Origin of the sequence: Ruegeria sp. HU-ET01832 (genome assembly GCF_040371315.1) — a bacterium.
GTDB lineage: Bacteria > Pseudomonadota > Alphaproteobacteria > Rhodobacterales > Rhodobacteraceae > Ruegeria > Ruegeria lacuscaerulensis_A.
Window position 1 is genome coordinate 406,387 of record NZ_BAABWL010000003.1, and the last position, 16,894, is coordinate 423,280.

Consider the following 16,894-nt stretch of genomic DNA (forward strand, 5'->3'; position numbering starts at 1 on the left):
TTTCCACCTTGAAGGCAACATTTGGCAGGCACTTTCTGCCCAATGAAGAAGTTCCCTAACGCTATATCCATGGGAGCATTGAACCTCAAAATCTCGTTGGATCCAGAACGCATCCCTGTCGCATCCAAAGGCTGTTTCCAGGACTTCGATTATACCAGAGAGGCGGAAGGCTGACTTTCGTTGCGGGCGCAAATAGTAGGAGCCGTCGAGGTGAAGCTGACATTTAGTTTATGCCATGACAACCAAATTAGTTGGGTTACCTGACGGGCGTGCATTGTCGAGATTTCGTGACATCCGTTAGAATGCGATCAGGAAGGTCCTATGCAGCGCCGACTCGCCGCGATCATGGCTGCCGATGTCGTTGGGTATTCGTCGTTGATGGGAAGCGACGAGGCAGGGGTATTGTCCGCCCTCAAAACTCTGCGTTCAGAGATTTTTGATCCCGCAATTGCAAAAAGCCACGGGCGCCTCGTCAAGTTAATGGGGGATGGTGCTCTTGTAGAATTCACTTCGGTGGTCGATGCCGTAGCCTGTGGCGTCGAGATACAGCGGGCAATGACTGAGGCTGCTCCGACACTTGCCAACGGGTCGCGGTTGCAGCTTCGGATCGGGATAAACCTCGGTGATGTCATAATCGCTGATGGGGACCTCTATGGTGACGGGGTGAATGTTGCCTCCCGCATTGAAAGTCTGGCTGATCCAGGCGGTGTCGCTGTTTCTGAGAGTGTCGCACAGCAGGCAGCGGGCAAGGTGGATGCCGGATTTGAGGATCTGGGTCTGAAAAACCTGAAAAACATCGCCAAACCGGTTCGGGTTTTCCGTGTCATAACCGACAGTGCGCCCATATCCAAATGGCGATCAAACAAACTTCCATTGATGGCCGGTGCATCGGTTTTAGTAGGTCTGGGCGTTATGAGCTTGTTAACGTGGTGGATCGGCTTTGATCACGAGCCGCTTGATGCCATGACCTTTGATGAAGCTGCTTTGTTGACAGAGCCTACAGGTCCGACCGTTGCGGTTCTGCCGTTTCAAAACCTTAGCAATACGGACGCCCGCGATTTATTGGCTATTGGCATTGGCGAAGACATCATTGTTGAGCTGGGGGGCTACCAGGACCTCAACGTACTGTCCCGCCAATCCACCCATTCCGTAGGACCAGACGAAAGTGATCTGCGCAGTATCCGGCAGAAGTTCGGCGCGGACTATGTGCTGGAAGGTTCTGATACCTAAGGACGTCGAGGGGTAGAATTGTTTGATATCGAGGGTGAGATATTGCTGAGCGTCCAAGTGGACGGCGGCGTTATCACGTTGCGAGCGATCCTTGCGTGGGCTCATTAGATAGCTGGGCTGAATAATCTTGTTGAAATGGAACTTTAGACGCTCGTGGACCGCCCGAAGGTCAGCTACGGGATAGACGAGTTTGCGTGTCTTTCCGCCGGACACGATATCTCGTCGTACCAGGAATTCTTCCTTAAACCGGGGAGTGGCAAACTTTCGCAGATCGTCTCTGGTTTCCTTGACGAGTTTCGCGACATCTCTCTGCGTTGGCTTTTGCGCAAAGGGCGAACGCGTCAGGTCGTAGCGTTCATATGACTTACGAGTTCGTCGTCTTGGCAATGTCGAACTCCGCAGGTTTTAGCTTTTCGAGGAGATCAAGCGCTTTTCGAGCTACGATCAGTCGTCCCCGCCGAACCGGGACTTCGCTTTCGATCTCTTCGGCAAAAAACATGAGCTGAGATTTTCTCACTCCCAACACTTCGCTGTACCGGTTCAGAGTTTCGATAGTGACCGCCTTTGAACCACGTTCAATTTCCGACACCATGGCCTGCGACATGCCAAGCATCTCGGCCAATTCAACTTGAGAATAGCCCCAATAGAGACGAGCAAGCGTTAGAGCCTCATTGATCATTGGTTTTTTTGTTTCAGGCATGAGACAGCCCTTGGGCTGTGAAAGGGTCACCGCCGCCAACCCGCAATACCTCCGAGATCATTCCCAGAAGTCCCAGTCCATGCTCACCAAGCGAGCAATTGTGACCAGAGCGGTCCAAACGAACCGCCGTTTTGAAGGTTTCTTGCGATGCCGCCGCTGGTGCTGAACGTCTTTCTTTCGCATGTCTTTTACTCCTCGATTCCGGCCCAAAATGGCCCCCGTAGGAATGAGGAAGCAGATCAGCAGCGTTTGACCCTTTACATGCCGCACCCAACCCCGGATGGGTGCGGCGCGCGGCCAGCCCCCGTGCCGAGACGCAGGTGAGAGACGAAGGCACTAAGCCTTCACAGGGCCTCTGGCCCCAGGACTCGTCGGGTTCTGCATACGAAAGGTTCATCACGCCAATCAATATAGAGTCGCCGAGCGCGATACGCAAGTACGATATTGCCCACAGCGATATATTATTTCTAGATATTGTAGGTTGGCTTCGTATCTCGACAAAATTTGGGCTGAAGTCGCATAAGTCCTTGTATGTTGTCCTGAACAGGTCAGTATAAAAAGCTGACCTTCGTGCTCGGCGCAGCATCCGGTAAAGCGGGCTCGGTCGGTGAATCCGCCGCGCGATGCACGAATGCGAGCTACCGGAAATCGCTGCCGTCCGCGTCAGCCTCAGCGAACGGGTAAGGCGCGGACAAACCGAACCTTCAATCGAAGATTCTGAACGTCCGCTCTCCTATTCCTGAGCGTGTAAGTGTTTCGCCCATTCCTTACTGAAGTTGCCGAGTGGGCAGAGATGATCATAGAGGTGTTGTCCCAGATCAGTCGACGCATATCCTTCGGCAACGCGATGAACAAATCCCGCCGCTTGAAGCTCTTTCAGTCGGGTGTTGAGTGCCGCAGGTGAGATTGTTTCGCATTCTTCTTGCAGCTTTCGGAATGTGCATGGGCCAGCCTCGCTCAACGTCCAAAGGACTCCCATAGCCCAATGCCGTCCAAGCAGGTCGAACAGAGCCATAATGGGCGCGCCGCTTTTTGAGCCACGAACAGGCTGACCTGGTATCGGTATCTTAGTCACTTGCTATACTTTCTGTAGCAACCTATATTGCTATGCAATTTGTAGCAACCCCAGCCGGTATTGCCAATGATCAAGACAGACACTTACGAAATCCGTGATGATCGGTTCAAACGCAGCATCAAACTGGATGAGCCGATCGATCAAATCTGGACAGGCGGCAAATGGACAGAAGGACCGGTGTATTCTCCGGCGTTCAGATGCCTGATTTGGAGCGACATTCCTAATGATCGACGGCTCCGCTGGGACGAACTAACCGGAGCAGTCGGAGACATCCGCTCAGGCCTCCGATGCTACACGAATGGCTCAACGCTCGACCGGCAAGGGCGGATCGTGGCTTGCGAGCATGGGACGCGCAGTGTCACCCGGATTGAGCATGATGGGTCGGTTACGACTCTGGCCAGTCATTTCGAGGGAAAGCGGTTCAACAGCCCCAACGATGTTGTGGTGCGATCAGATGACACGATCTGGTTCAGTGACCCGGCCTACGGGATCGAGTCTGACTACGAAGGGTTTCAGGCAGACCCAGAGCTTGACGGTGAACATGTCTATCGTCTCGATCCGGCCACCGGCGATGTCACACAAGTGACTACTGACTTCGCCTGTCCAAATGGACTTGCATTTTCGCTAGACGAGCAAACGCTGTATATTGCTGACAGTGGTGGCACGCGTTACGCAAGCGGAGAGCATCATATCCGCGCGTTCTCCGTGGGTGCAGACGGCAAGCTCTCAGGCGGGGATGTCTTTGCTGAATGCGAAGAAGGCGTCTTTGACGGATTTCGGCTCGATAACCAAGGCCGTATCTGGACGAGCGCACAGGACGGCGTTCATTGTTACCACCCGGATGGCACACTGCTGGGCAAGATTTTCGTCCCAGAAGAGGTCTCGAATGTTTGCTTTGGCGGGTCGAAACGCAATCGCCTGTTCATTACCGCCTCCACAAGCGTATATGCAGTCCTCCTGCCAACAACTGGCGCTTTTCTGTTCTGATGGCAGAGGCAACTATGCTGAAGACCTTAACGGGCCGCGCGTTTCGTCTTGTCCAAGGCGCACAATTGAGAGTAACCAATACCTTCGGCTCTCAGGTAATCGACGCGCGGGCGTTCATGGCTGATGACATCGACTTAACCGCGTTCTGGGCCAGCAAGGCAATACGGTATCAGTCCCGTGCAAACCTGCGGGCAACCGATGCTCCGGTTCCGTCTCCGACAGCTGTAATCAGACAGACTTTATCGTTCCCGGCAGCTCTCCTTTGGGAAAGCGCAGCTCGTATCAAGCTGCTCTAAATCAAAGATTTCATATCCGCAGCGAATGTCGGAAACGCATAAAGCGAGGACTTGAGATCGCTGGCAGAGATGCTGTGACGCATGGCCATGGCAAAGAGATGGATCAGTTCGTCACCGTGATGGCCCAGAATATGAGCACCCAGAACTTGATCGGTACTCTTGTCGACTAAAACCTTGGACCAGGCTGCCGTTTCCGCATAGGTCTTGGTGGAAAACCAACCGGACATATCAGAAACCGCAACTGAGACATCGAGACCCTTTTCCCGCGCTTCGGCTTCGTTCAGGCCAACGGTGCTGAGCGCTGGAACGGTGTAGACGGCGCTGGGGATCACGCTGTAATCCGGCCTTTTTGTTGGTCCGTGCACGATGTTGTGGCCGACAATCTGACCCTCATACGTTGCGATGGGAGAAAGTTGAGCGGAGCTGGTGACAGCATCGCCCGCAACCCAGACTGAAGAGTTGGAGGTGGACCGCATCGTATCGTCGATCAGAATGCGCAGTCCGTCATGCTCGACACCGGCGGCATCGAGGTTAAGCCCGTCGATATTGGCGACGCGGCCTGCGCCGTTGACGACGCGCTCGGCCAAAAGACTTTGATTTCTCCCGTCATGTTCGAATTCAACGCGCAACCCGTCGGCAGTCTTCTCGATTGCCGTCACCGATACTCCGGTTTTGACCGCTACGCCCAGCCGTTCGGTTTCCGCTTGCAGAGCCGAGACGGCGTCGCTGTCCATACGTGGCAGCAACTGTGGCAACGCTTCAAGGATTATCACCCGCACACCGGCTCGTGCGAAGACGTGACCGAACTCCATGGCAATGACGCCGCCGCCAATGAAGACAACTTCTTTCGGTAGTGTCGCATCGGACAGAACCTCGTCGGACGTGATCATGTGCTCGCTGCCGGGAATAGGCAGAGGCCTTGGCTTCGATCCTGTTGCGATAACGATGTCCTTGCCATGTATAATCTGACCGTCGACCTCAACCTCGTTCGGCCCGACAAAACGCGCAGTGCCTCGAAAGACATCCCCGCGTTTTTCGGCCAGCGCCTGCATGGCTTCAGGGATGAAACCAATCAGATTCTTCTCTCGCTCGATCAGTTTCGCCCAATTGAGCTTTGGCTTGCTGACTTCGATCCCGTGGATGGGCGCTTGTTCGATCTCGTGCATTGCATGGGCAGCTGCCACAAGAACTTTTTTTGGCGTGCAGCCGCGGTTGGGGCAGGTCCCGCCAAAATCGCGCGCTTCGATAAAGGCAATGGATTTTCCGGCTTCATGTGCCACGGATGAAACACCGAACCCTGCATTGCCCCCACCAATAATGATCACATCATATGACTCGCGCATATTGTTACTCCTCTCGTTCTAATTTCCGATTGCGGATCTTTGTCTATGGAGATCACATGGCGGAACCGAAACTTTCGGTGTGGATCTGCTCGGCGGGAACGCCTTGGCTTTCCAGGTCAGCCTGCACGTCGCCCATGAAACTGACTGGTACACACAAAAAGTAATGCGCGTCAGGTTTTTCGATCAGTCGACCAAGCAACGCTCCGGTGACGCGTCCCCGGGAATTGTATTCGTGGCCATAGACATCTCCAGTTGCCGGTCTGCTAACGGTTAGGCAAGCTCACGCGCAATATGACGTGCCTGGGCCTGAGCTGAGGCAACCGAAGCTTTGTGACGCTCATCGGCAAATTCCTGATACTCGGCCGCAGCTTCGAACATGCGTTCTGCGCCCAGGTACTTGCGCAATGTGCTGATATGCGCAGAAAGGTGGCCCGAGTCATTGCGAATCCCACCGTTCTCAAAGCCGAATTCGCCAGCCGATGTCAGCAGCACCAGTGTTTTTCCGGACATGATCGGTTCCAGAGGGAAGTCACCGCGCGCCAAGTCAAACGTAAATGTCTTGTTGATCCGGATGATCTGATCAAACCAAGCCTTCAGGGCTGCGGGCATGCCGTAGTTGTACATGGGCGTCGAAATCAAAAGGATGTCGGAGCGGTCGATCTCGTCGATCAGCGTATCAGACAAGCTGATCAAAGCGCTCTGTTCAGGCGTGCGTTCCTCTTCTGCTGTAAAGACGGACGCGATCCAATCGTTGGAAATGAAATCCGGCGGGGTCATTCCGACGTCACGCACAATAATTTCGACGTCCGGATCAACCGTTTTCCATTCTTCCACGAAACTGTCCGCCAAAGCGCGGGAAATGGAGTTATAGGCCGCAACAGGGTTATCGGTGCGGCGCACGCTGGCGTCAATTCTCAGTATTGTGGTCATCTTGTCACCTAGTCAGTTTGCAATGAACCATTCAAAGGTGAAGCCAGAGACGCGTAGGTACAAATGAAGAGAATTCTGAATAGAGTGAACTGACCTCAGCCATCTCTAATCGCTAAAAAAATCTTCTCCAGATAAGACGCCGTCGCTAGTACATCCGCGTCCCTGTTTGCGCCGCCGCTCAAGGATAGGCTAACCCCCGGTCTCCGTTCTCCAAATGGAATGGAAATTGTTGGCGCATTGAGGAAAGCGGCTTTCATCGATACCGACAGGATACGGGCGTTTTCCCGTGCAAAGACCCCTTTATCGCGGGTCACGGCTTGAACAGACGGCGGGTACGACGGCAATGTCGGGTAAAGCAGCATCTTCCCTGCCAGTTCCCTGCCAAAGTCTGAGATGAGTGCCCGCCGGATTTCCAGCAATGCCTGCAGATCTGTGTCAAGGATTGAAGCCGCCTGAGTAAGGCGATCCTGCACATTTGGGTCCAGTCTGGCCTGCTGATCTCCGACCAGATTTGACAGAAGACGAAAGGCTTCGGCACTCACCAGCGTTCCATAGGTTTGGAAGACCTCCGTGACACGAGTAAAACTTCGGATATCAACCCTTTCCAATTCGACGCCATACTCGGACAAATGCTGCTGGGCCTGTTCGTACATAGCATTAATTTCCGGGGTAAATCCCACCAGGGCGTCTTCCCTCAGGCACAGAATATGACGGCAGGCGTGCCCGGTTTCTTTGCAATCCGACAAAACGCGATCTACAGCGCAAATCTGACTGACGTTAAAAGCGAGTGAGCCTGGCATATCCAGAGAAGGCGCCAGTGGTAAAATCCCGGCGCTTTCATAGCGGCCCATAGTTGGGCGAAACCCCACAAGGCCCTGACAGGCGGCCGGAATGCGCACGGAGCCGGAGGTGTCTGTGCCCAAGGCGATGTCGGCCAAGCCTAAGGCAACGGCTGACGCCGACCCGCTCGAGGATCCTCCGGGTACCATTGTGCTATCCAACGCATTCAGAGGGGTACCGAAATGCGGATTAACTCCGAGCCCGGAGAAGGCGAACTCCGACATGTTCACATGGCCCATAATGATCGCGCCCGCAGAACGGAGCCTGGCCACGATTGGGGCGTCGTTGTCTGCTGGTTGAGGATCGATGGCCAAAGATCCCGCATGGCTTCGGAGCGCTTGCACGTCGATATTGGCCTTCACCGCAAGAAACTGGCCGTCCAACGGGCCAAGCAGACTCCCTGCGGCCTGCCGCGCGGCGGCAGATCGGGCATCCTGCAACAGTCTATCTGGCGCAACGCTAAGGAATACCTCGCGCTGCGTATCGAGCGAAGCCAGGAAGTCGCGCGCCCGTTGAAGGATATTCATGTCGTCAGGACCGGAGCCTTATAATAAGGCAGTTCTTCAACCCGTACGCTTTGCCGGTCTGCCTCATATTGCGCGCGCACGTGCTGCGCAATCTCTCCGAGAGTGGCGAACCAGACGTCACCCCTGTTCAAGATGGTTTCCATCCATTCTTCCACCTGCCGCCACCGCGCCAAACGCCCGGTCAGGAAGGGATGCCAAATACCGATCCAGAAGCCACCTTCTTCGTATTGGGCTTCGAATTCCTCCCAAAATGGGGTCAGCCCGGCGCGTGGCCCGGCGACGGGCATCATGTAGCCAATCTCCTCAAAATGGGCGAATTGCGGCCAGTCGTCGGTCCCCCAATGCGGTGGAAGCTCGACCAAAGTCCGCCCGCCGGATCGCATGAGATATGGCACATCATCCGCCATCAGCGAACTGTCATAGTCGAATTCATGCTTGTTCAGCAGGTCGATGACGGCTTGCGTCACATTATAAACCGGTGCGCGATAACCTTTTGGCACATTGCCCAAAACCCGCTTATGCGACTCCAGCGCGCGTTCAAACCAATAGGCTTGTTCGGACGGGCTGTGGTTTGTCGGGTCTTCGTGCAAATAGCCATGATGACCGATTTCATGACCATCTTTCAGGATGGCTTGCATAGCATCTGGATATTGCTCCACGACCCATCCTGGGGCGAAGAAGGACTGTTTCAGCCCGAGACGTTTGTAAGTTTCTAGAATCCGAGGGATGGCAACCGTCGGCCCGTAGCGCCCCATGGAGATCGGATAGAGGCGATCATGCCCGTCGACCGGCTTTGCGATATGGATCAGGCTGTCCGCATCGATATCAAAGGTGATCGCACAGGCGCATCGCGCGCCGTTTGGCCAGATTATTTTCTTCTGCATGGTTTTGCTCCTCTGTCACAATTGCGGGGCGTTGTTCGTCAGCCAATCGTCATACCAGCGCTGCAATGCGGATTTGACGGCGGCATATTCACTGTCGCTCAGCCTTTGATCAGCGGCGCGCTGCATGCAGTCGGTGATGTTTTGAAGAATTGTCTTTTCGTCGCACTTTTTGGCTTCGCCGTGCGAAACGGCCAGTTGTCCGCCGGTGAAGACGCTATGGATATCCGTGGATTTTGCCGAGCTGACCAACAGCTCAACCGGATCAATGCCAGGGTTTAACCAGGGACCTTCAAGACGGTCCAGGCGCAGGATCACAAAGTCGGCGCGTTTGCCGACGGACAGGCTTCCGATGCTGTGATCCATACCCATCAAACGCGCGCCACCTAAAGTGGCCATGTCGAAAACATCCTTCGCGGTCAGGCTAGGGTTCGCCCGATCACTTGACCAATAAAGGCTTTGCGCCAGACGCATTTCGGCGAACATATCGTCATCGCCTGCCAGGCTGGTCCCATCCATCCCCAGTGCGAGGTTAATGCCCATCCGCTTCATCAATGCCGCGGGTGCAATGCCGGACCGCAGCCGCAAATTGGAGCTGGGATTGCAGACAATATGCGCGTGTACCTCGGCCACTCGCGCCAGATCTTTTTCGTTCGCCCAGACCATATGCGCCAAGGACAAGCCGTCAGTGAGCAGGCCAGCTTCGCCCAATTCTGCGATGGCACCCTGAATACTCCAGGCTGTAGCCGACAGGTGTTGCAGCCGAGACTCCTCGGCATGGGTGTGTATGCGCTGGCCGCTTTCGCGAACTTCCCTGGCGATGTCGCGCAGGGTCTCTTGGCCCGTCCAATGCGGTGCCGTGGGGCCAAACCATACATCAGCGCATTCAGAAGCCGCGTATTCGCCATGCATCCGGGACAGAAGTCGTACAAAGTTTTGCGGTTCAATACGTGCGCGCGCAACGTGCTGGCGTTGCAGTTTGCATCGCAGAACTTCGGGCAAGGTGGTCAGAAACGACTGGCTTTGCCCATATGGATGCACAAGCTGGTTGTGCCATCTCTCGCCCGGCGCGATGGCACAGGAAAGGCCAAGCCCATTATATACGGCGATTTTGCCCCTTATCTTCGCTTCGGCAATGGCCGCTGTCTGACCCGCGGTGCAGGCATCCACAACAGCCGTTACCCCATTCTTCAGCAAGCGGATTGCCGCGTATTCGGTGGCGAGGCGCGGCGCAACGTCAGCTGCTCCAGCGGAGGCGAAAATCCAAGGCTCTAAGAGGTCATCCCGTATCCCTTGGTTGATCAGGTTCACCCCATAGCAATGGTGATGCGCATTCACAAACCCGGGCAGGATCGCCGTGTTTGTGTCTGAGTGCACCCTTGCACTGGGATAACGTGACTTTAATACTGCCTGAGGCGCCAAGCCACCTATTCTGCCGTCTAGAACATAAAGAGCGAAGTCGTTGTGACTGTGGAAGGCATCTTCGATGATCCAACGGGCAGAAAATATGTCGCCGCCATCATCCGTCATGAACAACAAATTCCAGCGCGCTGGGTTTGCCTTCGTCTCCGTTGACTGGAGTGATATCTTGCGGGCAGGCCGACATCACGGCGTAGACTGGCATCTCAGCTTTGAATGTCATGTTATCCCCCGCCTTTGACACTGGCGCAGCCCAGGCAAGGCTGCCATCAGGATGAACTGGGACGTTCATCCACAGATTGAAGGGAGCTGGCACATGCGGTGCTTTTTTCCCGATAGCAAGCAAGGCCTGCCTCAAGTTGTCGGCGCAATTGTCGTGGTAATCAGTGACGCCTAATTGCTTGTACCGGTTGGCATCGCAAGCGGCGACCGTTGTGTCATGAACACCCGGTGATGTGTCTTGGGTCAGCGTCAGAAGAGGATTGCGCAGATTGCTGACCAACCTGTCACCGACCTTTGGGAAAACAGACAGAAGATCCGTATGCACATGCGGCATAGACAAATATTCTTGCAGCTCTGCCGCATTGAACGCCCAGAAATCGCAGACTTGCCAGCCGGTCGGATTGGTGATGGTCAATGTCTGCCCGGCTGTCAAATGCACCGCGACACCGCAACGTGCTGGCACTGTATACCGTTTTGCAATGACCGGGACGCCGTCGGCAGAGACCGTGCTGTCCAGAGTTTGATTGAAACGATCGGGTTGGGAAGGGTCAAAACTTTGCATGCGCAAAAACTCCTGATTAGGGGTTTAGAAACGCATGCTTCTCGGCAATTTAGAAATGACAAAAATTCAAGCGACGGATTAGATCGTTGCGGACGCGCTAATCTTCAAAAAATCTTTGACCGACAGCGCTGTCGCGAAACTCATCTGCTTGGTCCAAAAGCCATTCCCGGAACACACGAACGCGTGCACGATTGGCGTAAGTTTCCGGGCAGACGAGAAAATAGCTCTTGTTCTTCAATGCAGTGTCAAAGGGGGCGACCAGCATATTGCGTTCCAGAAAACGCGCGGCGGCCAAAAGGCTGACCAGGGCCACACCATGACCATCGCTTGCCGTTAGCAAGCAGATGTGTTCCTCGGAATAGGTAACATAGGGCTCGACATCACCAGTCTGCAAGCCAGCCGCGTCCATCCAGCGCTCCCAACTCGGATCCGCATCGGAAAACCCGCTCCATTGGTATTCGATCAGACGAGACTTCAGAACATCTTCGGGAGAGCTCAGTGACTTCGCCTTTTCAACGCTGCAGACAGGGGCTACCCAGTCATTCAAGACCCAAGCCACATTGCTGTCAGGATAATCGCCAAAGCCATACCGAATGGCCACATCCACATCGCTGGACTTGAAATCCACCAGCTGATCGCTTGACAGAACCCTTACCGAAATCTCCGGGTATTTCTCGTAAAAGCCTCGCAGCCGTGGGCTAAGCCAGTTGGCGGCAAAAGACCCGGTGGTTGAGATTGTCAATGTGCCCGCCAGGTCGTCTTCCTCCAGCGCGAGAGAGGCAGCTTCGATGTTCTTGAAGGCCTCAATGATGTGGGGCGCGTAGTTGGCCCCATCCTCCGTAAGTTTCAAGGCGCGGGTCAGCCGGTGAAACAGGGGCACCCCAAGTTGATCCTCCAGAGATTTGATCTGATGGGAAATGGCAGTCGGAGTGACGCATAACTCATCGGCGGCATCCTTGAAACTCAGATGTCGGCAGGCCGCTTCGAAGGCCTGAATGCTTTTCAACGACGGTATCTTCGCCATGACGCGCGGCTTTGCTCTCCTGGTGCGATGCTAGTTCGTCGCTCTACTCTAACCCGATTACCAGTTCTCATGTGGGCGAAATTCTCAGCTGTGAGGTGAAAACATCTAATTTGAGAAGATAGGGCATTCTCTCTTGAATTTGTGTGAAAGTTGGGAGGTTGTCTTGGATCCATTTTTGAAAGTCACCGGCATCGGCAAGTCGTTTGGCGCAGTTCGTGCATTGCACAACGTCAATCTGCTGGCCTCGAAGGGCGAGTGCATTGCGATTTTGGGCGAGAACGGAGCGGGGAAAACCACGTTCGCGAGTGTTCTGATCGGTCTGTATCAGCCCGATAGCGGTGAAATAAAAGTGGGCGGAAAACCTGTTTCGGTGACCAGCCCAGCAAAAGCTATTGAGCATGGGATCGGCATGATCCACCAGCATTTCAGCCTGGTCGGCGCGATGAACGCCGAAGAGAACATTCTGATCGGCTTGCCCAGCACAAAGAGGGGTGCCGAAGCGCGGGCGCGCATTCGACAGCTTTGCAGCGACTTTGACTTTAACGTGGATTTCGACATCCGCGTCACGGAAATGCCTGTGGGCATGAAGCAAAGGGTGGAGATCCTTAAGGCGCTGTTTCGCGATGTATCGATCCTGATCCTGGATGAACCCACCAGCGTTCTTGCCCCGACCGAAGTCGCGCCGTTTCTCAAAGGGGTGCGCAAGCTGGTCGCCAACGGCTGCCTCGTCTTTTTCATCAGCCACAAGCTCGATGAAATCCGCGAAATTGCCGATCGCGTCATGGTAATGCGCCATGGGCGTGTCGAGGGTGTTCTTCCGGTTGCGACCACGCCCACGGCCCAGATGTCAGCGCTTATGATGGGAGAAAAACCGACCAGCGAAACGGTCAGGATGCCCAAGGCCAAAAAGGCGCGCAACGACACCAGCTCAACACCGGACGCTCTGGTTGTCTCTGATGTCTGCCTGATCGATCCAGGCGGCGCGGAAATCCTGCAGGATCTGAACCTCACCGTGAAGGCTGGCGAAATCCTTGGAATCGCCGGGATCGACGGCAACGGCCAGACGGAGTTGAGCGAGGTGATCACCGGCCTCAAAAGGCAAACCAGCGGCGCCATCCATCTTAATGGCACCGAGATATCAAGCGCCTCCATCGCTTCGCGCATTGCAGATGGCATAGGCTTCGTGCCCGAGGACCGCCATGCCGAGGGTTTGGTCCTGTCGCTCAGTGTCGAAGAAAATCTTGCTTTTCGATCCATTGGTGATGACAGGTTCATGTCTGGAGGTCTGATTTCCCGGCGCGCGATGCACGAGATCGCAAGCGACGTGGTCGCGGCCTTTGACATTAGGCCCCCTGACCCAAAATTGAACGCCTCGACTCTATCCGGTGGCAATCAACAAAAGATCGTTCTGGCTCGTGAAGTGGCCCGGGCGCGCAATCTCTTGGTCGTCGTACAGCCGACAAAAGGGCTTGATGTCGGCGCAACGGACTTTGTTCAGAACCAGATCCGTGCCGTCGCCCAAAGCGGCGTGGGGGTTCTCTATATCTCCACTGAACTTGAACATGTGCTCGACATCTCTGACCGCGTCGCCGTGATGGCCTTTGGCCGGATCACGGGTGTTGTCGATCCAGAAAACACAACTCTTCAAGACATCGGGCTCTTGATGACCGCAGCGCCGGAGGAGGTACAATGAACAGATTTACCATGCAACGCCGGATTGCGATTGCTTTACTTATAGCGCTGAGCGTTGGCGGCGTGCTGATCCTGCTCGACGGGCACAACCCGTTTGAGGCCTATAAGGTTCTGTTTCTGGAATCCTTCCTGAATTACTGGGGTTTCTCCAATACTTTGGTAAAAGCCTCGCCGATGCTTCTAGCGGGGCTGGCCGTGATCATTCCGATGCGTGCCGGTGTGTTCAACATCGGTGGCGAGGGGCAGATCTATATTGGTGGGTTGTTCGGCGCCGTCTTTGCTTTGGCGATCCCCGATCTGCCCGGTCTATTGGGCGTGCCGCTGATATTTATCGCCGCCGCCGCAGGTGGGGCGTTCTGGGCGGCAATTCCTGCGTATCTCAAAGCCTATCGGGGCACGAATGAGGTCATTGTTACACTGCTGATGAATTTCATTGCGATCTACATCGTCAGCTACGCCGTGGCTGGGCCGCTATTGGCAGAAGGTGCGCCATATCCTTATTCCGAAGAAGTCTCAGAAGCCTATCGTCTGCCTATTCTGATGCCGCGATCTGATACCCATGTGGGCATTGTATTTGGGCTGGCAATGACGGTTATCTTGTATTTCTGGCTGCGCTTCACGCCATCGGGCTTCCACCTAGACCTAGTGGGGCGCAATGCGCGCGCTGCGGCCTATGCCGGCGTGGACCAGAAAAAGACCATCATTCGCGCCATGTTGATTGGCGGCAGCCTTGCAGGCACGGCCGGTGCAATCGAGGTGATCGGGTTGAAGTACCGCCTGTTCCACCTGTTTAGCGATGGCTACGGCTATGACGGAATTGTCGTCGCCTTCCTTGCGGCTCTTAACCCAATCGTCGCGCCTTTGACCGCGCTGTTCCTTGCTGGGCTTTCTGCTGGTGCAGGAACGATGCAACGCGCCGTCGGGGTCGACAGTTCCGTCATCGAAGTGGTCGAGGGGCTCGTTGTGGTTCTGGTCGCCGCCGCCCTCGTGACACCGCGAACCAGGTTAACATCCATTCTGAAACCCCTGGCAAAAAACCTGCGGCCGCGCCGCCAAACACAACGCCAAAAGAAAGAGGCATAGGCTATGATTGATCTTGTTTTGCTGGGCGACGTGCTTGCCGGAACCGCCCGATTGGGTACGCCAATTGCTTTTGCTGCCCTTGGCGGGGTGATTGCGGAACGTGGCGGGCTGTACAACATCGGCCTCGAAGGTCAGATCCTCGCCGGAGCGCTTGGCGCCGCTGCTGGTTCTTTCGCAACGGGCTCTGCCATGATCGGGCTCGGATGCGGGATAATTTGCGGCCTGATCTCAGGCCTGCTGCTTGGGTACATGTCGATCCGGCTGCGCATCAACCAGCTGGTTGGCGGTATCGCGCTCAACCTGCTGCTGGCCGGACTCACAGCTTTTCTGTCCCGTCAGATATTTGGTGCTCAGGCCGGAGGGGCGCGGGTAAACGGATTCTCGCAGATCGATATTCCCTTCTTGTCAGATCTTCCCGTCGTTGGCCCGTCCCTGTTTTCCCAGGATCCGCTGTTCTACCTATTGATCGGATTGGCAATAGCCGCCTGGTTCTGGCTGATGAAATCCCACAAGGGTCTGGATCTTCGCGCCGTTGGCGAAAACCCGAAGGCCGCGGACTTGGCCGGGGTTCCTGTCTTTCGCATGCAATATCTCGTAATCGTAGTCAGTGGTGCCCTCGCGGCACTGGCAGGGGTGCATCTGGTCTTATCGCAAGTCTATGTGTTTGCGGAAGGCATGAGCGCGGGCAAAGGCTTCATTGCGCTTGCAGCTATCATCTTAGGACGTTGGTCGCCCATCGGCGCGATCTGCGCGGCGCTTTTCTTCGGCTTCTGTGATGCGGTGCAATTCAAACTGCAATTCACCTCGCCAGAAATTCCCTATCAGCTCTTCCTGATCTTGCCTTACCTCGCATCGCTCATCGCACTCGTGGTCCTCGGCGCCAAGGCCAGCGCACCTGCAAGCGTCGGACTGCCCTACGACCGAGAGCATCGATAAATCTCAGCCGTGACGTGAGAAACCATCGTTTTTCACGTCGCGATCCTCCCGTCACCCTGACAACACATATCCAATATGGGAGAACAACAATGCAATTGAAGTCCAAACTATTGGCGGGGCTTGCGGCACTGATGTTGGCCGGGCCTGCGGCCGCTGAGGGGATCGAACGCGCTGCGATCGTTATGCCCGGATCGATTTCTGATAATGGCTGGAACCAAGCCGGATTCGAAGGTCTTACTAAGGCAGGTGAAGCGCTCGGCTTTGAAGCCGCATTTTCCGAAAGTGTGCATCAGCCGGAACAAATCGAAGTTCTGAGTGACTACGCACGCCGGGGGTATGACCTTGTGATCGGTCACGGCGGAGAATTCCAGGACGCAGTGGAACGTGTCGCAGCACGCTTCCCGGAAACCATGTTCATGGTGAACAACGGGCTGGGCACCAAAGACAACATTGCCAACGCGGATTTCTATTTCAGCCAAATCGCTTATCTGATGGGCTACGTCGCGGGCTCCATGTCAGACACAGGCACCATTGGCATAATCGCAGCGCAACAGTTCAAATTCACGACCGACACCGTTGCTGGCTATGAAGCAGGGGCCAAAGCGGCCAATCCAGACGTCAGAGTTCTGGTAACCTGGACCGGCGACTGGGATGACATCGCCAAGGGCAAAGAAGCTGCCTTGAACCAAATTTCCCAAGGCGCCGATGTCGTCTGGCCGACAATGGACAGCGCGACGCTGGGCTCTATGCAGGCCGTTCAGGAAAAAGGTGTCTATGGCATCGGCATCTATCGTGATGCGATCAACGAATGGCCGGAAATCCTGCAGTCCGCTATTTTGGATGTCCGAGGCAACATGCGGTCCTACCTGGAACTGGCAGCTGCTGGAAAACTGGAAGGTGCACTCTACCGGGCGGATATGGGCAATGAACTGGCCATGCGGATCGGGTCGTTCCACCCAGATATCCCGGTAGACGTTGTGGATGAAGTCAACAAGCTGATCGACGCCATGAAGTCAGGCACTTTGGTTGTAAATCCACAATAATGCATCCCTAATAGTCGCTCCTCCTTTCACTCTCGCCTCCAAGTCTGGGGGCATTTTTTTTGTCAGAGAAATCAATGATTGAAGCCTTTCGCTTGTACCGCGTG

16 protein-coding genes are annotated in these 16,894 nt (G+C 55.2%); 7 read left to right on the forward strand and 9 right to left on the reverse strand.

Annotated elements, in window-relative coordinates; genetic code table 11:
* The first annotated feature begins 321 nt into the window (after positions 1-321).
* Positions 322-1,230 (forward strand): adenylate/guanylate cyclase domain-containing protein, encoded by a 909-nt coding sequence (locus ABWV79_RS11870; RefSeq protein WP_353392140.1) that lies wholly within the window; start codon positions 322-324, stop codon positions 1,228-1,230.
* A gap of 364 nt (positions 1,231-1,594) precedes the next feature.
* Here ABWV79_RS11870 and ABWV79_RS11875 read toward each other — a convergent pair whose 3' ends face one another.
* Together ABWV79_RS11875 and ABWV79_RS11880 are read right to left on the reverse strand one after the other, a co-directional pair.
* Positions 1,595-1,930, reverse strand: a complete 336-nt coding sequence (locus ABWV79_RS11875) for a helix-turn-helix domain-containing protein (protein WP_353392142.1) — start codon at positions 1,928-1,930, stop codon at positions 1,595-1,597.
* 733 nt (positions 1,931-2,663) lie between these two features.
* Positions 2,664-2,945 (reverse strand): winged helix-turn-helix transcriptional regulator, encoded by a 282-nt coding sequence (locus ABWV79_RS11880; protein WP_353392144.1) that lies wholly within the window; start codon positions 2,943-2,945, stop codon positions 2,664-2,666.
* Positions 2,946-3,071: 126 nt separating this feature from the next.
* Here ABWV79_RS11880 and ABWV79_RS11885 point away from each other — a divergent pair, with 126 nt between their 5' ends.
* Positions 3,072-3,992 (forward strand): SMP-30/gluconolactonase/LRE family protein, encoded by a 921-nt coding sequence (locus ABWV79_RS11885; protein WP_353392146.1) that lies wholly within the window; start codon positions 3,072-3,074, stop codon positions 3,990-3,992.
* A 14-nt stretch (positions 3,993-4,006) separates the two neighbouring features.
* Positions 4,007-4,288 carry a DUF1989 domain-containing protein gene (locus tag ABWV79_RS11890; RefSeq protein WP_353392148.1) on the forward strand — a complete coding sequence of 94 codons (282 nt, stop codon included), beginning with the start codon at positions 4,007-4,009 and terminating at the stop codon, positions 4,286-4,288.
* Here ABWV79_RS11890 and ABWV79_RS11895 read toward each other — a convergent pair.
* The 7 genes from ABWV79_RS11895 to gcvA form a co-directional block, all read right to left on the reverse strand.
* Complete coding sequence (locus ABWV79_RS11895; RefSeq protein ID WP_353392151.1) at positions 4,285-5,631, reverse strand: dihydrolipoyl dehydrogenase family protein; 1,347 nt, start codon at positions 5,629-5,631, stop codon at positions 4,285-4,287. The two genes, ABWV79_RS11890 and ABWV79_RS11895, sit on opposite strands and share 4 nt — an antisense overlap.
* A 270-nt stretch (positions 5,632-5,901) precedes the next feature.
* Positions 5,902-6,561: an FMN-dependent NADH-azoreductase gene (locus ABWV79_RS11900; RefSeq protein WP_353392153.1), complete on the reverse strand. Its 660-nt coding sequence runs from the start codon at positions 6,559-6,561 to the stop codon at positions 5,902-5,904.
* Between the two features lie 95 nt (positions 6,562-6,656).
* Positions 6,657-7,928: an amidase family protein gene (locus ABWV79_RS11905; protein WP_353392155.1), complete on the reverse strand. Its 1,272-nt coding sequence runs from the start codon at positions 7,926-7,928 to the stop codon at positions 6,657-6,659.
* Positions 7,925-8,812 (reverse strand): polysaccharide deacetylase family protein, encoded by an 888-nt coding sequence (locus tag ABWV79_RS11910; protein ID WP_353392157.1) that lies wholly within the window; start codon positions 8,810-8,812, stop codon positions 7,925-7,927. Before ABWV79_RS11910 ends, ABWV79_RS11905 begins: the two co-directional genes overlap by 4 nt.
* Positions 8,813-8,827: 15 nt before the next feature.
* Positions 8,828-10,339: an amidohydrolase family protein gene (locus tag ABWV79_RS11915; RefSeq protein WP_353392159.1), complete on the reverse strand. Its 1,512-nt coding sequence runs from the start codon at positions 10,337-10,339 to the stop codon at positions 8,828-8,830.
* Entirely contained in the window at positions 10,329-11,012 is a 684-nt protein-coding gene (locus ABWV79_RS11920) for a DUF1989 domain-containing protein (protein WP_353392161.1), read from the reverse strand. Before ABWV79_RS11920 ends, ABWV79_RS11915 begins: the two co-directional genes overlap by 11 nt.
* Before the next feature lie 97 nt (positions 11,013-11,109).
* A complete protein-coding gene (gene gcvA, locus ABWV79_RS11925) occupies positions 11,110-12,036 on the reverse strand; it encodes a transcriptional regulator GcvA (protein WP_353392164.1) in 927 nt (308 codons plus the stop codon).
* 163 nt (positions 12,037-12,199) lie between these two features.
* Here gcvA and ABWV79_RS11930 point away from each other — a divergent pair, with 163 nt between their 5' ends.
* The 4 genes from ABWV79_RS11930 (at position 12,200) to ABWV79_RS11945 (ending at position 16,790) form a co-directional block, all read left to right on the forward strand.
* The gene (locus ABWV79_RS11930) at positions 12,200-13,729 is read left to right on the forward strand and encodes an ABC transporter ATP-binding protein (RefSeq protein ID WP_353392165.1); all 1,530 of its coding nucleotides are present in this window, start codon (positions 12,200-12,202) and stop codon (positions 13,727-13,729) included.
* The gene (locus ABWV79_RS11935; RefSeq protein WP_353392167.1) at positions 13,726-14,811 is read left to right on the forward strand and encodes an ABC transporter permease; all 1,086 of its coding nucleotides are present in this window, start codon (positions 13,726-13,728) and stop codon (positions 14,809-14,811) included. Before ABWV79_RS11930 ends, ABWV79_RS11935 begins: the two co-directional genes overlap by 4 nt.
* Before the next feature lie 3 nt (positions 14,812-14,814).
* Positions 14,815-15,747 (forward strand): ABC transporter permease, encoded by a 933-nt coding sequence (locus ABWV79_RS11940; RefSeq protein WP_353392168.1) that lies wholly within the window; start codon positions 14,815-14,817, stop codon positions 15,745-15,747.
* 89 nt (positions 15,748-15,836) lie between these two features.
* A complete protein-coding gene (locus tag ABWV79_RS11945) occupies positions 15,837-16,790 on the forward strand; it encodes a BMP family protein (RefSeq protein ID WP_353392170.1) in 954 nt (317 codons plus the stop codon).
* The last annotated feature ends 104 nt before the right edge of the window (positions 16,791-16,894 follow it).

What these genes read in the sequence shown, in the direction of transcription:
- ABWV79_RS11895 (WP_353392151.1), bottom strand. Translation starts at nt 5,631, where the DNA reads ATGCGCGAGTCATATGATGTGATCATTATTGGTGGGGGCAATGCAGGG.
- ABWV79_RS11940 (WP_353392168.1), top strand. Translation starts at nt 14,815, where the DNA reads ATGATTGATCTTGTTTTGCTGGGCGACGTGCTTGCCGGAACCGCCCGA.
- ABWV79_RS11890 (WP_353392148.1), top strand. Translation starts at nt 4,007, where the DNA reads ATGCTGAAGACCTTAACGGGCCGCGCGTTTCGTCTTGTCCAAGGCGCA.
- ABWV79_RS11920 (WP_353392161.1), bottom strand. Translation starts at nt 11,012, where the DNA reads ATGCAAAGTTTTGACCCTTCCCAACCCGATCGTTTCAATCAAACTCTG.
- ABWV79_RS11900 (WP_353392153.1), bottom strand. Translation starts at nt 6,561, where the DNA reads ATGACCACAATACTGAGAATTGACGCCAGCGTGCGCCGCACCGATAAC.
- ABWV79_RS11875 (WP_353392142.1), bottom strand. Translation starts at nt 1,930, where the DNA reads ATGCCTGAAACAAAAAAACCAATGATCAATGAGGCTCTAACGCTTGCT.
- ABWV79_RS11885 (WP_353392146.1), top strand. Translation starts at nt 3,072, where the DNA reads ATGATCAAGACAGACACTTACGAAATCCGTGATGATCGGTTCAAACGC.
- ABWV79_RS11945 (WP_353392170.1), top strand. Translation starts at nt 15,837, where the DNA reads ATGCAATTGAAGTCCAAACTATTGGCGGGGCTTGCGGCACTGATGTTG.
- ABWV79_RS11910 (WP_353392157.1), bottom strand. Translation starts at nt 8,812, where the DNA reads ATGCAGAAGAAAATAATCTGGCCAAACGGCGCGCGATGCGCCTGTGCG.
- ABWV79_RS11915 (WP_353392159.1), bottom strand. Translation starts at nt 10,339, where the DNA reads ATGACGGATGATGGCGGCGACATATTTTCTGCCCGTTGGATCATCGAA.
- ABWV79_RS11870 (WP_353392140.1), top strand. Translation starts at nt 322, where the DNA reads ATGCAGCGCCGACTCGCCGCGATCATGGCTGCCGATGTCGTTGGGTAT.
- ABWV79_RS11905 (WP_353392155.1), bottom strand. Translation starts at nt 7,928, where the DNA reads ATGAATATCCTTCAACGGGCGCGCGACTTCCTGGCTTCGCTCGATACG.
- ABWV79_RS11935 (WP_353392167.1), top strand. Translation starts at nt 13,726, where the DNA reads ATGAACAGATTTACCATGCAACGCCGGATTGCGATTGCTTTACTTATA.
- ABWV79_RS11880 (WP_353392144.1), bottom strand. Translation starts at nt 2,945, where the DNA reads ATGGCTCTGTTCGACCTGCTTGGACGGCATTGGGCTATGGGAGTCCTT.
- gcvA (WP_353392164.1), bottom strand. Translation starts at nt 12,036, where the DNA reads ATGGCGAAGATACCGTCGTTGAAAAGCATTCAGGCCTTCGAAGCGGCC.